The following is a 15,784-nucleotide window of genomic DNA, read 5'->3' as shown; positions in this document are numbered from 1 at the left end:
TCGAGTGTGTCAGCCGGCCCGCTCGGTGTCGTGGCCGGTGGTGTCGTCGCCGTGTTGCGCTTCGAGTTTCGCCAGCGCCGCGCGCAGGGCGGCGGCTTCGTCGGCGCCGACGCGGCCGACGAAGTGGACGAGGGCGGCGGCGCGGCCGGCGGTCTCGTCGGCCTGGTCGAGGGCGTCGACCATGAGGCTGGCGACGAGTTCGTCGCGGCCGTGCACCGGCAGGTAGCGGTGGGCGCGGTCGTCGCGTTGCTGGATGACGAGGTTCTTCTTGGCGAGGCGCTGCAGGACCGTCATGACGGTGGTGTACGCGAGGTTGCGTCGAGCCGAGAGGGCTTCGTGGACCTGCCGGACGGTCTGTGGTTCGGGGGTGGACCACAGGTGGTCCATCACTGCGCGTTCGAGTTCGCCGAGTGCTGCCATGGGTCGATTCTACGGATTTCTCCGACGAATGTGCGTACTACCCCTAGTCGTAGGGTCTGGCCTGCGGTGGGACCATCGTCACCGGCGGTGGGGACCTCCGGCGGCGCCGTAGACGTGGCGGGTGCCGATGGGCACGATCAGCGGCCGGTCGGACACCGGATCGTCGATGACCGACGCGTCGAGATCGAACACCTCGCGCAGCAACTCGACGGAGATCACCTCCGAGGGCACCCCGGAGGCGACGACGCGGCCGTCCTTCATCACCACCAGGTGGTCGCTGTAGCGCACGGCGAGGTTCAGGTCGTGCAGCACCATCACCACGGTGCGGCCGAGTTCGCTGTGCAATCGGTCGACGAGGTCGAGGACCTCCACCGAGTGCGCGAGGTCGAGATAGGTGGTCGGTTCGTCGAGCAGCAGGATGTCGGTGCCCTGCGCGAGTGCCATGGAGATCCAGGCGCGTTGCCGTTGCCCGCCGGACAGTTCGTCGATGGGCCGGTCGGCGAGGTCGGCGATGCCGGTGCGGTCGAGGGCGATGGCGACCTCGTCCTCGTCGTCGGAGGACCACTGCCGGAACCACGATTGGTGCGGGTGCCGGCCGCGGGAGACCAGGTCGGCGACGGTGAGCCCTTCGGGGGCGACGGGGGCCTGCGGCAACATGCCGAGCACCCGGGCGACCTCGCGGGTGCGCATGGTGGTGATGTCGTGGCCGTCGAGCAGCACGGTGCCGGTGCGGGGTTTGAGCAGCCGGCTCAGTGCGCGCAGCAGGGTGGATTTGCCGCAGCCGTTGGGGCCGATGACGGTGGTGACCACGCCGGTGGGGATGGACAGGTCCAGGTCGTCGACGATGAGCCGTTCGCCGTAGCCGAGGCTGATGTGTTCGGCGACCAGCCGCGGCGCCGCGTGCTCGATCGGGCCGGGGGCCGGGGCGGGGGGCAGATGGGTGTCGGTCATCGGGAGACCTTTCGGTTGGAACGCACCAGCAGGTACAGCAGGAAGGGACCGCCGAGCGCGGAGGTGACCAGCCCGACCGGCAGCGGCACCGGCAGGATGGTGCGGGCGATCAGGTCGGCGGCGACGACGAACAGCGCGCCGGTCAGGGCGGAGGCGATGATCGGGCTGCCCGCCGACCCGACGAGGCGCAGGGCGATCTGCGGGGCGGCGAGGGCGACGAAGCCGATGGGTCCGGCGGCGGCGGTGGCGACGGCGGCGAGCGCGCACGCCGCGATGAGCAGCAGCGCCTGCTGGGTCTGCAGCTTCACGCCGAGGGAGCGGGCGGTGTCGTCGCCGAGGCGCAACGCCCCGACGGTGAAGGAGGCGGTCGCGGCCCAGCCGCCGACGAGCAGCAGCGCGATCGCGGCGGGCACCACCTGACTCCAGGACACGCCGTTGAGGGAGCCGGTCAGCCACACCTGGGCGCGGCTGACGTCGTTGATGTCGGCGGAGACGAGCATCCACTGGGTTACGGCGATGAGCATGGCGTTGACGCCGATGCCGATGAGCACGAGCCGGAAGCCGTCGGCGCCGCGCCGCCAGGCCAGCAGGTAGATGACGGTGGCGGTGAGCAGCGCGCCGAGCAGCGCCGACATCGGCAACCCGAGGGTGGCGAGCAGTCCGACGATGGAGCCGCCGCTGGTGACGACGATCAGGGCGACGGCGGCGGCGGAGGCGCCGGCGGTGATGCCGAGGATGTCGGGGCTGGCCAGGGCGTTGCGGGACACCGATTGGGTGATGGCGCCGGAGACGGCGAGGGCGGCGCCGACGACCACGGCGGCGATCCCGCGCGGCAGGCGCAGGTCGAAGACGATGAACCGGTCGAGGCGTTCGCCGCCGCCGAGGAGCACCTCGACGACCTGCAGGGGGCTGAGCGGGTAGTCGCCGCGGCCGAGGGAGATCGACAGCAGCACCGCGGTGGCGACGACGATCAGCGCGCACACGATGACCATGCGGGCGCGCCAGACCACCGAGAGGGAGCCGAGCCGGAAGGCGGGCCGGCCCGGGACGCGGGTGGAGACCTGCACGGGTGAGCGGCGCCTGCCCGTCGTCGGTTCGTCCTTGTCGAGGGAGGGGGTGGGGGTGTCGTTCACAGGGCCACCAGCTTCCGGCGACGGACGAGGGCGATGAAGAAGGGGGCACCGATGAGGGCGAGGACGATGCCGACCTGCAGTTCGCCGGGGCGCACCACGATGCGGCCGACGACGTCGGCGAGGACGAGCAGCGCCCCGCCGAGCAGCCCGGCGTAGGGCACGAGCCAGCGGTAGTCGGGGCCGGTGACCGCGCGGGCGATGTGCGGGACGATCAGCCCGACGAACGCGATCGGTCCGCACGCGGCGGTGGCGGCGCCGGTGAGCACGGTGATCGCGGCGATGCCGATCACCCGGGTGGTGACGACGTTGGTGCCGAGCGAGCGGGCGACGTCCTCGCCGAGGCTGAGCAGATTCAGGGCCGGGGTGGAGGCGAGCGCGACGAGCAGTCCGACGACGATGAACGGCAATACCTGCCAGAAGACGTCCATGCCGCGGCCGGCGACGGAGCCGACCACCCAGAAGCGGTAGCCGTCGAGGCTGGTCTGGTCGAGCAGCACGATGGTCTGGATCATCGCCTGCAGGAAGAACGCGACCGCCGCGCCCGCCAACGCGAGGCTGAGCGGACTCGAGCCGCCGTTGCCGATGGACGCGAACCCGAACACGACGATGCTGGCGAGGGCGGAGCCGGCGAAGGCGAACCACAGGTACTGCGCCGGGGTGGAGAGCCCGAACAGGTAGATCGACAACACCACGAGGAAGGCGGCGCCGGCGTTGATGCCGAGCAGGCCGGCGTCGGCGAGCGGGTTGCGGGTGTGCCCCTGGATGAGTGCCCCGGCGACGCCGAGCGCGATGCCGACCAGCAGCGCGAGCAGGGTGCGGGGGACGCGCAGCGAGTGCACGATCACGTCGGTTTCGGAGCCGTCGTTGACGACGAGGGCGTGGAAGACCTCCGCGAAGGTCATCGGGCGGGCGCCGACGGCGATGCTGGCGAGCGCGCCGAGCGCGAGCAGCACGAGCAGCGCGGCCAGGCCGAGCAGGCGCCGGCGGCGCAGCGCGGCGACGCTGCTGTCGGTGGGGCGGGGGGTGAAGTCGTCGTGGCGGGCGTGGCATTCGGTGACGATCTCGGTGCCGCGGCGCAGCAGGGCGCGGCGGGTGCCGGCCGGTCCGGTGGTGGTGCGGTCGCGCAGTACGAGCCCGGTCCATTGCAGGCCCAGGCTTTGGCCGGTGCGGCCGGCGCGGTAGCCGTGGTTCCACCACAGCAGTCCGGCGGCGGCGGCCAGGGCGGCGCCGCCGAAGACGATGCGGTCGGTCTGGCCGCCGCCGTTGGCGTCGGCGAGGGTGTCGACGACGAGGGCGCCGACGAGCAGGGGGATGGCGAGGAGCGCGAGGTCGCACAGGACGGCGGCGATCCGGCGGCCCGGGCGGGGCGGGGCGGTCGGGTCGGCGTCCGGTGGGGCGTGGGGGGTGACGGTCACGGGCGCGGGGTGCTCCTCGGGAAGGCGGTGGTGCGGTTCGGGTCGTCGCGGATCGTGGGGAACGCGAAGGCCTTCGGAGTTAGGTTACGGAATCCTATGTGTCGGCGGGAGTAGGGGATGGGGTTGCGCACACCACCCCCGGATGCAATGGTTAGGCTTACCTAATCAGGATTCACCGTCGATCAGGAGGTGTCGGATGACGACGCTGCTGCTGCCGCCCACGGCGGCACCCGTCCGCCCGTTCGAGGACACGCGCGCCCGGCTGCGCGCACTCGCCGCGGGAGCCCCCCGCGTGTATGCGGTGGCCTGTATCGACGAAGAACCCCGCCGCCGCTGGTGGTTCCTCGGCGGCGGTGAACGGCAGCAGCGCATCGAGGCGCTCTACGACCGCGCCCTGCTCGACATCGAGGACCCGCGCATCGCCGTCGAACAGGTCGCCGGCGCACTCATCCACGCCGTGGTCGGCCGCGTCCTCGCCCCCTACGCCCTCGAGGGCCGCGTCTGGGATCCGGGTCTGGACAATCTGTGGCTGCACCAGGACAGCGACGGCTGCATCGACTGGGCCGGTCTCGCCGACGACACCCTGCGAGTGCTGCCCGAGGACCGCGCCGTCGGGGAACGCGACGTGGTGGTGCTGCCGTGCGAGCAGGCGATGGCGGTGTGGACCGCGCACCGCGCCGCGACCGCGCTGAACGCTGTCCATCTCGCGCTGCGGTCCCTCGCCCCCCTCGACCGGAACCGGTTCTGGGCGATCGTCGGGCGCACCGTCGTCACCGGCGCCGCCCAGCTGCCCGTGCTCGGTGGCGCCTCCCGCCGCACGGCCGCGCGCCGCGGCCAGGCGTTGCTCGACGCCTTCGTCGCCGCGGGCTATCCCGTCCGAGGCCTTGCCGGATTAGGGCAGCCTTCCCTATAATCGAATCCGTTCCGACTGCCGGACCGCAGCGGAGTCCTGAGGGCTGCAGTGACTCCCGGTCCCTTCCCGCGGCGGGCCTCACATGCATGTGGGGCCCGCCGTCGTGTGTCCGGAGCACCCCGCGCTCGGCACGCAGGAGTGCTGTCAGGACCGGATCGGGTCGTGACTGTCGGTGAAGTCGAGCACGCGCGGGATGATCTGCTCCGGATTCGCCCACAGCAGGTCGTGCCCGATGCCGGGGTAGATCTCGACCTCCACCGACGGGATGTGCCGCCGTGCCCGGGCCGCCCCGGACTCGGGATCGGCGACGCGGGTCTGCGCGCCGAACAACACCAGGGCCGGCACGCCGATCGAGGCCAACTGCTCGTCGGTAAACGGACGGTCCCAGGGCATCGCCATCCGGAACTTCGCCGCTGCCGTCGCCAGCGCCAACTCGTCGTCGCTCATCTCGAAGCCCGGCATCAACCACCGGTTGAATGCGCGCATTCGTTCCGGGGTGGGGCGGATGCCTGCGCGAAAGAACTTCAGCAGCAACCCGAATCGGGGTCGGGCGAAGGTCGAGGCGCTCGGTTCGAGCAGGATCAGGCTCGCCAGCCGGTCGGAGCGGTGCACCGCGATCGCGCCGGCCAGCCAGGCGCCGAGGGAGTTGCCCGCGAGATGGACACGGTCCTCGCCCAGCCCGTCGAGGACCTCGCTCATCCACTGCGCGATGTCCTCGGTGTCGCGCACCGGTGCGGTCTGCACGCAGCGACCGGCCCAGCCGATGACATCGGGGGTGTAGACGACGTGCTTGCGGGCGAGGTCGGCGATGAAGCGGTGCCAGATCTGGCCGTTGCCGCCGATGCCGGGGAGGAGCAACAGTGGCGCCCCCGCACCCCGACCGGACCTGCGGACCCGAGTGGTGCCGAAGGCGGTCTCGACATCGAGGGCGGTGAACGGCACGGGCCATGTCGCCGCCACGGCGTCGTACGCGCGCAGAAAGGTCTGCTCGTCGTCTTTGCTGGTAAAGCGCCCGATCTCCGGCACGGTCCCCTCCTCGCCCCCGGTTTGGTATGACCGTATCACAGCTATGGTATGTCCATACCACAACCGATGTGGACGAACGAAAGGCAGGCGAGTCCCGTGCCGGCACCGGTGGACCACCACGCACGACGACGCCAGATCACCGCCGCCGCGCGCCGGGTCATCTGCCGCGGAGGCCTCGACGCGGTGACCTTCCAGTCGGTGGCCGCCGAAGCAGGCATCTCGGTGCGGCTGGTGCAGTACTACTTCGGCACCAAGAAGGACTTCCTGCTCGCCACCCACCGCTCGGTCATGGACGACGCCGGTGCCCGCTTCACACGACGCCGGAACGAACTCGGCCCCGACGCCACCCCCCGTGAGGCGATCCGCGCGGTCTTGACGGAACTGCTGCCCCTCGACGAGCAGCGGCGCGAGGAGACCCTGGTGCTCGGCGCGTTCGGATGGTCCGCGATCACCGGCGGGGGCATCACCGCCGAGGAGACCTTCGCGGCACCACGCGCCCTGGCGACCATCGTCGCCGACCAACTCCGCCGGGCACGCACCGGCGAGGACGCCGGCGATCCGGAAGCGGACGCCGACCTCGTCGTCCTGGCAGCGGGGGGACTGGCCCAAGGCATGATGCAGGGATACTCGACCTCACGGACGCCGCTCGAGCTCGTCGAGCATCTTCTCGACCGCGTCCTGGGAAGCACCGAGAGATGACCACCCTGTGGATGATCGAAGACCTCGAACCGTGGCCCGATCAGCCTGCTCCCGGGCAGGTGTGTGAACCGACCACCTCCTGGACCACCCCCGGCGCGAGCGACTGCATCCGCGAACTCGTCCGGCACATACCCGCCCGGGTCGAGCAGATCACCGTCGACGATCGGATCGAACTGCTCGCCCATCTCGGTCACGGCTTCACCACCGTGCTCCCACCGCAACTCGACACCCTCGGCGACGTCGTGCTCACCGGGCATCTGGTGTGGGACCGCTATCTGTGGACGCTGTACCGCACCCGACCGCACGGGCGCGCCCTGGTCGCCGAACGTCACCCGGTGATCCAGCGGACCATCAGGATCCCGACCGCGGACGCGGGCTGGTACGGCGTCGAGTACGAGGGCGCGCGGACCGTGCACCGATTCGGGCCGATCCCCGACGGCTACTCGATCGTCGCCTACGCGCTGCTGGTGACCCTGCAGTGACCAGCCCCGCGTGCCACGCTCGGAGGTCAGGCGTCCGAAAATCGCCATGTCCTACCATCGTTCGACGGCCACCTGTCCCGGCGGCCGGTCGACCCACGCACGAACAAGGGAAGCCCGTATGAGCGACCAGTCCACCTCCGCCCCGGCCCAGCACGACGTGCAGGCGATCAACGCCGTCAACGACCGAGGCTTCAACACCGCCCTCGGCCTCGAGTTCGTCGAACTCGGACCCGATCTCGCGCGGGCCCGGTGGACGATCACCCCCACGCAGCACCAGCCCTACGGCATCGTGCACGGCGGGGTGTACTGCGCGGTGATCGAGACCGTCGCCAGCGTCGCCGGCGCCAACTGGCTGGGGGACAAGGGCAACGTCGTCGGGGTCAACAACAACACCGACTTCCTCCGCGCGACCCGCGAAGGGGTCCTCACCGCGACCGGCACCCCGGTGCACCGCGGACGCACCCAGCAGGTGTGGCGGGTGGAGATCGTCGACGAGCAGGACCGTCTCGTCGCGCAGGGGCAGGTGCGCCTGGCGAACATCACGAACGCGGACCGCATCGGGCACTGACCCTGCAGCCGGGCGGCTCCGGCCGGGGCGCCGTGCCCGGCCGGAGCGCCGACGATCAGCCCGCGGCCTGCGTCCCCCCGCGGCCCCGCCCGGCCGGAGCCTCCGCCGAACGGTCCCCGCCCTTCGTCGCGCTCTCGCCGTTCTGCGAGTCGCCGCCGGGTTCGTCCGAGCGCATGTGCTCGAGCGCGATCCGCGCGAACACCTGCTGCTCGGTCGCGGCCATCTCGTTGCGGCCGGTGGAGAAGAACGCCTGCGCCCACGACAACAGCGTGGACAGCTTCGACGAGAACCCCACCAGATACAGCAGGTGGATGAACAACCACGCCACCCAGCCGAGGAACCCGCTGATCTCGAGTTTGCCGACCTTGGCGACCGCACTGAACCGCGAGATCGTCGCCATGCTGCCCTTGTCGAAATACTTGAACGGTTCCCGATGGGTCGGGTCGGCGCCGTCGAGGGAGGCGATGATCTGCCGGGCCGCGTACTTGCCGCCCTGCATCGCCACCTGCGCCAGCCCGGGCAACTTGTTCAGCGACATCATGTCGCCGATGACGAACACGTTCGGATGCCCCGGCAATGTAAGATCCGGCAGCACCTCCACCCGGCCCGCCCGGTCGATCCCGGCGCCGGACTGTTCGGCGAGCTGCTTGCCGAGCGGGCTGGCCGCCACGCCCGCCGACCACACCTTGCACTGCGACTCGATGCGCCGCTGCGAACCGTCCTTCTCCTTGACGACGAGACCGTCGGCGTCGACATCGGTGACCATCGCGCCGAGCTGGATCTCCACCCCGAGCCGCTCGAGGGTGTTGCGGGCCTTGCGGCTGAGTTTGCCGCCGTAGACCGGCAGCACATCGGAGGCGCCGTCGAGCAGCACCACCCGCGCCTCGGTCGGATCGATGTTGCGGAAGGTGCCCTTGAGGGTGCGGCGCGAGAGCTCGGCGATCTGCCCGGCCAGTTCCACCCCGGTCGGGCCGGCGCCGACCACCACGAAGGTCAGCAGCCGGGCGCGTTCCTCGTGATCGTGGGACAGTTCGGCCTGCTCGAACGCCCCGAGGATCCGGCCGCGCAGCTCGAGGGCGTCGTCGATGGTCTTCATGCCCGGCGCGAACTCGGCGAACTGGTCGTTGCCGAAATAGGACTGGCCGGCGCCCGCCGCGACGATGAGGCTGTCGAATTCGGTGGTGGTGTAGCGCTCGAGGAACCGGGAGGTCACCGTCCGGTTCTCCAGGTCGATCTTCTCGACGTCCCCGAGCAGCACCTGTGCGTTCTTCTGTCTGCGCAGCACCATGCGGGTCGCCGGGGCGATGTCGCCGACCGACAGGATGCCCGTGGCCACCTGGTACAGCAACGGCTGGAACAAGTGATGGGTGGTGCGCGCCACGACCGTGACGTCCACATCGGCACGAGCCAGGGCCTGGGTCCCGAACAGCCCACCGAAACCGGATCCGATCACGACCACACGATGACGGCGGGGTTCGGTCTGCTCGACGCTCATGGATGCTCCTTCACGTTGCCGGATGGATCGATCCCCAGTCTTGCAGTTGCCGCGCCCGCCCACAGCGCAACCGACGAGCTAACCCGGCCCGTCGCCGAGCGGCTCACGACCCGACCCGAGCAACCCGTAGACGGGGTTGTGCCGCGCGGCGTGCCGCACCGCATCGTTGGTTGCCGAGGTGTACACCTGCACGGTCTGCAACGACCGGTGCCCGAGCAGCTGCTGCAACTCGACCATCGTCGCGCCGCTGTCGGCCAGGCTCGTCGCGAAGGTGTGCCGCAACGCGTGGGCGAGCGCACCGCGTTTGCGTTCGGACTCGATACCGGCGCGGCGGTAGATGCGCCGCACCCGGTACTGCAGCGTGCCGCGGGTGATGCGTTTGCCGTCCGCGCCGACGAACAGCGGGTCGGCCGGGTCGTGCCGCTCCCACACCGGCAGTTCGTCGCGGTCGCGGGTGCGGCGCCGCGCGGCGGGGAAACGGGCGTAGCGTTCCTCGAGATAGGCGGCGACGATCGCCGTCCAGCTGTCCTCGAGGGGGATCTCCCGTTCGATCGCGCCCTTGCCGAGCACCCGCAGCACCGGCGCTTCGCGGCCGCCGAGGATGCTGCCCACATCGAGCCGGATCAACTCGTCCGAGCGGATCCCGGTGAGCAGCAGGGTCGCGATGAGCGCCAGATCGCGCTGCGGCCAGTCCCGCGCCGACTCCGCGGGACGTTGCGCCTCCACGGTGATGGTGTCGACGAGTTGATTGATCGCGGTGGGGGAGAACGCCTTCGGGGTGTGCTGCGGTTTCTTCGGCTGCGCGATCGAGGCCATCGGGTTGCCTTCCGACACCCCTTCGGAGACGAGGAAGTTGCAGAAGTTGTTCCACACCGACCACGCGCGGCGCACCGACGCCGGTTGCCGTTCGGCGGCGAACGCCGCGAACGCCGACCGCAAGCCGCGCACCGTCACGTCCCCGAGTGTGAGCGTCTCCTCCGACACGGCGCAGGTCGCGGCGAGATGGGCGCGCACCGCGTGCAGGTCGAGCCGGTAGGCCTTGATGGTGTGCGGGGACCGTTTCGCGGTCTGTAAGGTCTCCAGATACGACCCGATCCAGTCCGACAATCCCGGCTCGGTCGCGCTGCCCGCCACGATGCCCCTCCCGTGAAGATCCGCTCGTACAGATGTGCGAGTCCAGTGTGACAGCAGGGACCGACGGGACAGCAGAGACCGCGTCCGGATTCGGGGACACCGGCACCGGGTACGCGGTGGACAACCGACCGTTCGTGGAGAGGAGCACCCCCATGCCCGCCGGCGATGTCGAGACGTTCCACCAGGACGGATCCTGGCACAACCGCATCGAGGGCTCGAACGACCTGCTCGGCAGCTATCCCACCCGCGAGGAGGTCGTCGCCGCCGGCCGCGATGAGGCGCGCCGCCGCAAGGTCGAACATCTCGTCCACAACCTCGACGGGAGCATCGGCGAACGCAACACCTACGGTCACGACCCGCGCGACATCCCGGGCTGATCGACCCCGAACCGAGCGACACCGAACCGATCGACACCGGGCGGAGCGACACCGGGGAGGTCAGCCGCGGCGGCGCTTGGCGCGCGCGGCGAACTCGTCGAGCACCCGCACCACGTCCTTGGCCTGCCAGATGCGATTGCGGCGCCCCTCGGTGATCTGCGTGAGGATCCCCGCGTCCACCAACCGGTCGATGGCGATCTGCGCGTTGGCGCCGGTCACCGACAAGGTCGCGGCGGCCGAGCGGTTGTCGATCACCGGTTGGCGCAACAGCACGTCCACCAGCCGGTGCACCGCCGAATCCCGCCGCGCCGTCACCCGGGACCGCCACAGCTCACGCACCGCCTCGAGATCGGCGACGAGCGTGCGGCCGTTGGCGACCGCCGCGAACGACGCATCGACGATCGAGTGCACGATCGGCCCGATGTCCCCGGCGCGGTAGGCGCCGAGCGCATCGAAGTACTCCCCGGTGTTGTGCAACAGGCCCGCCGAGACCGGCACGGCGACACTGCGGGTGAGCTGCCCGCCGCGCAGCATCGCCTGGATCAGCGCGCGGCCCACCCGGCCGTTGCCGTCCGGGAACGGGTGGATGGTCTCGAACTGGGCATGCGCGACGGCGATCTGCGCGACCACCGGCAGATCCACCCGGTTGGTGAAGACCACCAGATCGTCGATCAGCTCAGGCACCCGCGCGTGGTGCGGGGGCACGAACTGTGCGGTGTGCGGACCCAGGCTGCCCCCGCCGATCCACACCTGCTGGGTGCGCCAGCGGCCGGCGATCGCCGGATCGTCGTGCTCGAGCAGCGCGTGGTGCATCCGCAGGATCGCGTCGGCGTCGATCGCATCGGACAGCTCGAGCGCCGCGCGCATCGCCCGCACGTTGCCGACGATCAGGCGGGCGTTGCGGGAGGCGTGTTCGCCGAGTTCGGCGAGCGCGATCTGCCGCGCCCCGCTGGAGAGGTTCTCGATCTCCGAACTCGACGCGCTCTCGGTGCGCAGCAGGATGGAGGCGAACGGGGCGGTGATGTGTCCGACCTCGACATCGAAGCGGGTCAGTTCCGTCGCGGCTTCCTCGGTGAGGGCCTGCAGTTCGCCGTCGAGCGGGACGGGCCGGTGGGCGATGAGCGGGGGTACCGCGGCGCGGTAGGGGCCGGTGGTCAGGCGTTTCTCCCGCCGCGAGCCGTAGGCATCGCTGCTCACCCACGGGTGCTGTTCGTAGGTGACCGCGGGCCAACCGGACTCGACGTCAACCGATGCCATCCCCGGACCATACCATCGGATAGTCGATTATCCGATGGTATGGATCGGGGGTGGGTTCGGTTCGGGCCCGTGTGCACGGCCGGAACCGGGGGTTTGGGTCACGGGTGGTTCGGACGTAGGGTGCCGGCCATGGCATTACCGACCTTCGACATCGACACGCCCATGGCCTATCACGTTGCGCAGCACAACATCCTGCAGAGACTCGATGCCGGCGACGACGCCGGGACCGTGCGGGAGGAATGGCGGCAGACCATCGAGCGCATCCTCGACAACCATCTCGCCGGCCACGACGCGCTGAGCTTCGTGACCGCTCCCGCGCTCGGCCCGGTCGACTAGCCGCCCCGACCGCAGCGGAAGGGGCTACCGCAGCACGGTGTGCTGGAGCGAACGTATCACCGTGCGATACATCCCGCCGCCGGTGCCGTCGCGGGCCAGCGCGGCCCGCGCGGCGTTGGCGCCGGGCGCACCGTGGACCGCGCCACCGGGATGCGCCGAGGCGCCGGCCAGGAACACCCGGTCCACGGGGGTGTCGGCGCGGCCCAGGCCGGGGGTGGGCCGGAAGATCAGCTGCTGATGCAGGGCGGGGGTGCCCTGGTTGATGGCCCCGCCGACGAGAGCGGGATTGTGCTGTTCGAGTTCGGCGGGGCTCTGGACGGCACGGCCGAGGATGCGACCGGTGAACCCCGGTGCGTGCCGTTCGACGACGGCCTGGATCCGATCGGCGAACCGTTCGCGCCGGTCGGCGGTCCATACGAGATCCCGGGGTACATGGGTGTACGCCCAGACCGCCTCGGTGCCCGGCGGTGACCCGCCATGCCCGCCGACCCGCACACCGCCGTGATCCTGCGTCGCATCCTCGCCCCCGAGGACGACACCCGGCTGCGGGTCATGCTGCGCACCGGCGCCGGCTGCCACCACCACACGACGCACCCCACCCTCCGTGACGGCCGCTGGGAACTGACCGCCGGACGGATGTACCTGCGGTGGAGCGGCGCCGCGGAGGCATGCCCGACCGAGACCGGCCTCGACATGCATCTCCACCTGCCGGCCGGACGCAGCCACGACCTGATCCTCGAGATCTCCGACCGGCCGTTCCACAGCGATCCGGCCCCGGCCGACGAGCTCTGGCACCGGACGGAACAGGCGTGGGCGAGCGCGGTACGACCGATCGACGGCACACTCGCCGACCGGGATGCCCGCCACGCCACGGCCGTGCTGACCGGATTGACCAGCCGCAGCGGCGGCATGGTGGCCGCCGCGACCACCTCGTTGCCCGAACGCGCGGCGCAGGGACGCAACTACGACTACCGCTACTGCTGGATCCGCGACCAGTGCTATGCCGGACACGCAGCCGCCGCCTACGGCCCGCATCCGCTCCTCGACGCCGCGGTGCGCTTCGTCGGGGACCGTCTTCTCGCCGACGGCCCCGACCTGAAACCGGCGTACACCGTCGGCGGAGGGGACGTGCCGTCCCAGAGCGCCCCGCCGCTGCCGGGCTATCCCGGCGGCTCGGTGGTCGTCGGCAACCGGGTCAACCACCAGTTCCAGCTCGACACCTTCGGTGAAGCCCTGCTGCTGTTCGCCGCCGCCGCCCGCGACGACCGACTCGACAGCCGGGACTGGCGGGCCGTCGAGACCGCCGCCGCCGCCGTCGAGTTACGCCGGCGCGACCCCGATGCCGGTATCTGGGAACTCGACCGCCGCCACTGGACGCACTCGAAACTGACGTGTATCGCGGGTCTGCGGGCCGCCGCCACCGTCGCTCCCCGCGCACAACGGGACCGGTGGAACGATCTCGCCGACACATTGACCCGAGCCGTCCTCGCCGACAGCACCCATCCGTCCGGGCGATGGCAACGTGCACCCGACGACGACCGCATCGACGCAGCCCTGCTGCTACCCGTCATCCGCGGTGCGCTACCCGCCACCGACCCACTGAGCCGCCGCACGCTCGACACCGTCCGCACCGAACTCGGCAGCGACGGCTACATCTACCGGTTCCGCCACGACGACCGTCCCCTCGCCGACGCCGAAGGCGCATTCCTGCTGTGTGGGTTCTTCATGGCCCTCGCCGACCATCAGCAGGGCAACACCGTCGAGGCCGTGCGGTGGTTCGAACGCAACCGCGCCGCATGCGGCACCCCGGCGCTGTTCACCGAGGAATTCGACGTCGTCGAACGGCAACTGCGCGGCAATCTCCCGCAGGCCTTCGTGCACGCCCTGCTGCTCGAAGCGGCCCGGCGTCTCGCCCACCCCTGGAACTCCGAGGGATGAGCGCCCCTCACACGGAAAGGATTCCGGTCTCATGACATCCTTACGCACCGACCAGGTCGTCGTCGTCACCGGCGCCAGCGCCGGCATCGGACGGGCCGTGGCCCGCGCCTACGGACGACGCCACGCCCGGATCGCGCTGCTCGCCCGCGGCGAGACCGGGCTCGCCGCCGCCGCCCGCGAGATCGAGGCGGCCGGGGGACAGGCGCTGATCCTGCCCACCGATGTCGCCGACCCCGATGCCGTCGACGCGGCCGCCGCCGCGACGGTGGAGCGTTTCGGCCGCATCGACGTATGGATCAACGTGGCGTTCACGTCGGTCTTCGCCCCGTTCACCGAGATCACCCCGGACGAATACAGGCGGGTCACCGAAGTCGACTATCTCGGCTTCGTCTACGGCACGATGGCCGCCCTGAAACGGATGACACCGCACGATCGCGGCACGATCGCGCACGTCGGTTCGGCCCTGGCCTACCGCGGCATTCCGTTGCAGAGCGCCTACTGCGGCGCCAAGCACGCCATCCAGGGTTTCCACGAAGCGCTCCGCTGCGAACTGCTGCACCGGCACAGCAACATCCACGTCACCATGGTGCAGATGCCCGCCGTGAACACTCCCCAGTTCTCCTGGGTGCTCTCCCGGCTGCCGCGCCACGCCCGACCCGTACCCCCGATCTACCAGCCCGAGGTGGCCGCCCGCGCGGTGCTGCACGCCGCCGACCACCCGCGCCGCCGCGAATACTGGGTCGGGGCGAGCACCGCGGCGACCCTCGCTGCCAACGCACTCGCCCCCGGACTGCTCGACCGCTATCTCGCCCGCACCGGATTCGACTCCCAGCAGACCGACCGATCCCGAGACCCCGACCAGCCCGCCAATCTCTGGCAGCCCGCGGACGGGTCGGACGGAACGGACTTCGGTGCCCACGGAGAATTCGACGACCGCGCCCGGACCTCGAGTGCGCAGGCCTGGCTGTCGCGCCGTCACGGACTGCTCGCGGCGTCGGTGACCGGTGTACTCACCGCCACCGGGATGGCCCTCGCGGCACGGACCCGCACCGCATGACCTCCCCGGCCGCGGCACCCGGTCACGGATGGATCGGCCACAACAACGTGAGCGCATCCTCGGTGGCCGGTTCCCCGGCGGCCTCGGCGAAGACACCGAAGGCGGCGGCGAGTTCGTCGCGCTGCCCGGTGCTCAACCGGCTCAGGACCGCAGCGATCGCGTCGCGGCGGTGGTCCATGACGGTGTGGACCACCGCCGCACCGTCCGGTGTCAACGTCAACGCCAGTTTCCGGCGATCCTCCGGAGAGTCCCGCCGATCGAGCAGACCTGCCTTCATCAGCTTGTCGACCGCCCTGCTGGCACCGGACGGATCGACCCCCAGCTCGTCCGCCACCCCGGCGAGGGTGAGAGGCCCCCGCGTGCCCACGAGCACGAGAATGCGCAGATGCGGGATGCTGACGCGGTCTTCGACCTCGGCCACCGAGGCCGCCGCGATGCCCACCAGGGCACGCGACGCCGACATCACCGCATCGACCTGCCGATCGAACTTCTTGTTCGAGCGACCACCGGACGGGGACCGGGCAGGTGAGTTCATGGCGTCATCCTCCGACGATGCATGCGATCCCGCAACTGTTGCGCAATC

At 70.8% G+C, this 15,784-nt stretch carries 18 protein-coding genes; 8 read left to right on the top strand and 10 right to left on the bottom strand.

The genetic code is table 11. The annotated features are described in order from the left end of the window. Positions 1-9: 9 nt before the first annotated feature. From AC0LPE_RS13090 to AC0LPE_RS13075, 4 genes are all read right to left on the bottom strand, one after another. Positions 10-420 carry a BlaI/MecI/CopY family transcriptional regulator gene (locus AC0LPE_RS13090; RefSeq protein WP_088899762.1) on the bottom strand — a complete coding sequence of 137 codons (411 nt, stop codon included), beginning with the start codon at positions 418-420 and terminating at the stop codon, positions 10-12. Between the two features lie 78 nt (positions 421-498). Then, positions 499-1,371, bottom strand: coding sequence for an ABC transporter ATP-binding protein (locus tag AC0LPE_RS13085; RefSeq protein WP_088899763.1), 873 nt, complete (start codon positions 1,369-1,371; stop codon positions 499-501). Continuing rightward, positions 1,368-2,504, bottom strand: coding sequence for an iron chelate uptake ABC transporter family permease subunit (locus AC0LPE_RS13080; RefSeq protein ID WP_160877848.1), 1,137 nt, complete (start codon positions 2,502-2,504; stop codon positions 1,368-1,370). Before AC0LPE_RS13080 ends, AC0LPE_RS13085 begins: the two co-directional genes overlap by 4 nt. Then, the gene (locus AC0LPE_RS13075) at positions 2,501-3,919 is read right to left on the bottom strand and encodes a FecCD family ABC transporter permease (protein ID WP_490604631.1); all 1,419 of its coding nucleotides are present in this window, start codon (positions 3,917-3,919) and stop codon (positions 2,501-2,503) included. The genes AC0LPE_RS13080 and AC0LPE_RS13075 overlap by 4 nt, the downstream gene beginning before the upstream one ends. 196 nt (positions 3,920-4,115) lie before the next feature. Between AC0LPE_RS13075 and AC0LPE_RS13070 the strand changes: the two genes are divergently transcribed. After that, positions 4,116-4,832, top strand: coding sequence for a hypothetical protein (locus AC0LPE_RS13070; protein ID WP_490604630.1), 717 nt, complete (start codon positions 4,116-4,118; stop codon positions 4,830-4,832). A gap of 144 nt (positions 4,833-4,976) precedes the next feature. On the opposite strand, the gene AC0LPE_RS13065 is transcribed toward AC0LPE_RS13070, so the two are convergent. After that, positions 4,977-5,858 carry an alpha/beta fold hydrolase gene (locus tag AC0LPE_RS13065; RefSeq protein WP_490604629.1) on the bottom strand — a complete coding sequence of 294 codons (882 nt, stop codon included), beginning with the start codon at positions 5,856-5,858 and terminating at the stop codon, positions 4,977-4,979. Positions 5,859-5,954: 96 nt separating this feature from the next. Between AC0LPE_RS13065 and AC0LPE_RS13060 the strand changes: the two genes are divergently transcribed. The 3 genes from AC0LPE_RS13060 to AC0LPE_RS13050 all read left to right on the top strand — a co-directional run bounded on the left by AC0LPE_RS13060 (position 5,955) and on the right by AC0LPE_RS13050 (position 7,607). After that, a complete protein-coding gene (locus AC0LPE_RS13060) occupies positions 5,955-6,557 on the top strand; it encodes a TetR/AcrR family transcriptional regulator (protein WP_490604628.1) in 603 nt (200 codons plus the stop codon). After that, a complete protein-coding gene (locus AC0LPE_RS13055) occupies positions 6,554-7,039 on the top strand; it encodes a hypothetical protein (RefSeq protein WP_490604627.1) in 486 nt (161 codons plus the stop codon). The genes AC0LPE_RS13060 and AC0LPE_RS13055 overlap by 4 nt, the downstream gene beginning before the upstream one ends. Positions 7,040-7,157: 118 nt before the next feature. Beyond that, positions 7,158-7,607: a PaaI family thioesterase gene (locus AC0LPE_RS13050; RefSeq protein ID WP_088899596.1), complete on the top strand. Its 450-nt coding sequence runs from the start codon at positions 7,158-7,160 to the stop codon at positions 7,605-7,607. A gap of 55 nt (positions 7,608-7,662) precedes the next feature. On the opposite strand, the gene AC0LPE_RS13045 is transcribed toward AC0LPE_RS13050, so the two are convergent. Next, positions 7,663-9,102 (bottom strand): NAD(P)/FAD-dependent oxidoreductase, encoded by a 1,440-nt coding sequence (locus AC0LPE_RS13045; RefSeq protein ID WP_160877864.1) that lies wholly within the window; start codon positions 9,100-9,102, stop codon positions 7,663-7,665. A 78-nt stretch (positions 9,103-9,180) separates the two neighbouring features. After that, the gene (locus AC0LPE_RS13040; RefSeq protein WP_160877862.1) at positions 9,181-10,236 is read right to left on the bottom strand and encodes a tyrosine-type recombinase/integrase; all 1,056 of its coding nucleotides are present in this window, start codon (positions 10,234-10,236) and stop codon (positions 9,181-9,183) included. A gap of 152 nt (positions 10,237-10,388) precedes the next feature. Here AC0LPE_RS13040 and AC0LPE_RS13035 point away from each other — a divergent pair, with 152 nt between their 5' ends. After that, positions 10,389-10,613: a DUF2188 domain-containing protein gene (locus AC0LPE_RS13035; protein ID WP_490604626.1), complete on the top strand. Its 225-nt coding sequence runs from the start codon at positions 10,389-10,391 to the stop codon at positions 10,611-10,613. A gap of 60 nt (positions 10,614-10,673) precedes the next feature. Here the strand turns inward: AC0LPE_RS13035 and AC0LPE_RS13030 are convergent, their stop codons facing one another. After that, on the bottom strand, positions 10,674-11,870 hold the full coding sequence (locus AC0LPE_RS13030; protein ID WP_160877858.1) for a Fic family protein: 1,197 nt from the start codon (positions 11,868-11,870) through the stop codon (positions 10,674-10,676). A gap of 129 nt (positions 11,871-11,999) precedes the next feature. On the opposite strand from AC0LPE_RS13030, the gene AC0LPE_RS13025 reads away from it, so the two are divergent. Continuing rightward, the gene (locus AC0LPE_RS13025; protein ID WP_160877856.1) at positions 12,000-12,206 is read left to right on the top strand and encodes a hypothetical protein; all 207 of its coding nucleotides are present in this window, start codon (positions 12,000-12,002) and stop codon (positions 12,204-12,206) included. A 24-nt stretch (positions 12,207-12,230) separates the two neighbouring features. Here the strand turns inward: AC0LPE_RS13025 and AC0LPE_RS13020 are convergent, their stop codons facing one another. Continuing rightward, positions 12,231-12,701: a phytoene desaturase family protein gene (locus AC0LPE_RS13020; protein ID WP_490604625.1), complete on the bottom strand. Its 471-nt coding sequence runs from the start codon at positions 12,699-12,701 to the stop codon at positions 12,231-12,233. Between AC0LPE_RS13020 and AC0LPE_RS13015 the strand changes: the two genes are divergently transcribed. Together AC0LPE_RS13015 and AC0LPE_RS13010 are read left to right on the top strand one after the other, a co-directional pair. Continuing rightward, positions 12,684-14,144: a glycoside hydrolase family 15 protein gene (locus AC0LPE_RS13015; protein WP_490604624.1), complete on the top strand. Its 1,461-nt coding sequence runs from the start codon at positions 12,684-12,686 to the stop codon at positions 14,142-14,144. The genes AC0LPE_RS13020 and AC0LPE_RS13015 overlap by 18 nt on opposite strands. Positions 14,145-14,175: 31 nt before the next feature. Continuing rightward, a complete protein-coding gene (locus tag AC0LPE_RS13010; protein WP_490604623.1) occupies positions 14,176-15,201 on the top strand; it encodes an SDR family oxidoreductase in 1,026 nt (341 codons plus the stop codon). A gap of 22 nt (positions 15,202-15,223) precedes the next feature. Here the strand turns inward: AC0LPE_RS13010 and AC0LPE_RS13005 are convergent, their stop codons facing one another. After that, positions 15,224-15,736: a MarR family winged helix-turn-helix transcriptional regulator gene (locus AC0LPE_RS13005; protein ID WP_145691899.1), complete on the bottom strand. Its 513-nt coding sequence runs from the start codon at positions 15,734-15,736 to the stop codon at positions 15,224-15,226. Between the last annotated feature and the right edge of the window lie 48 nt (positions 15,737-15,784).

It is taken from the genome of Rhodococcus sp. S3 (assembly GCF_058211795.1).
Note: the sequence above shows the minus strand (reverse complement) of the source record. Positions and strands in the feature narration are given on the sequence as shown.

Coding starts and splice junctions, on each gene's coding strand:
- AC0LPE_RS13090 (WP_088899762.1), bottom strand. CDS start 420: ATGGCAGCACTCGGCGAACTCGAACGCGCAGTGATGGACCACCTGTGG.
- AC0LPE_RS13085 (WP_088899763.1), bottom strand. CDS start 1,371: ATGACCGACACCCATCTGCCCCCCGCCCCGGCCCCCGGCCCGATCGAG.
- AC0LPE_RS13070 (WP_490604630.1), top strand. CDS start 4,116: ATGACGACGCTGCTGCTGCCGCCCACGGCGGCACCCGTCCGCCCGTTC.
- AC0LPE_RS13055 (WP_490604627.1), top strand. CDS start 6,554: ATGACCACCCTGTGGATGATCGAAGACCTCGAACCGTGGCCCGATCAG.
- AC0LPE_RS13050 (WP_088899596.1), top strand. CDS start 7,158: ATGAGCGACCAGTCCACCTCCGCCCCGGCCCAGCACGACGTGCAGGCG.
- AC0LPE_RS13045 (WP_160877864.1), bottom strand. CDS start 9,102: ATGAGCGTCGAGCAGACCGAACCCCGCCGTCATCGTGTGGTCGTGATC.
- AC0LPE_RS13035 (WP_490604626.1), top strand. CDS start 10,389: ATGCCCGCCGGCGATGTCGAGACGTTCCACCAGGACGGATCCTGGCAC.
- AC0LPE_RS13030 (WP_160877858.1), bottom strand. CDS start 11,870: ATGGCATCGGTTGACGTCGAGTCCGGTTGGCCCGCGGTCACCTACGAA.
- AC0LPE_RS13025 (WP_160877856.1), top strand. CDS start 12,000: ATGGCATTACCGACCTTCGACATCGACACGCCCATGGCCTATCACGTT.
- AC0LPE_RS13015 (WP_490604624.1), top strand. CDS start 12,684: ATGCCCGCCGACCCGCACACCGCCGTGATCCTGCGTCGCATCCTCGCC.
- AC0LPE_RS13010 (WP_490604623.1), top strand. CDS start 14,176: ATGACATCCTTACGCACCGACCAGGTCGTCGTCGTCACCGGCGCCAGC.
- AC0LPE_RS13005 (WP_145691899.1), bottom strand. CDS start 15,736: ATGAACTCACCTGCCCGGTCCCCGTCCGGTGGTCGCTCGAACAAGAAG.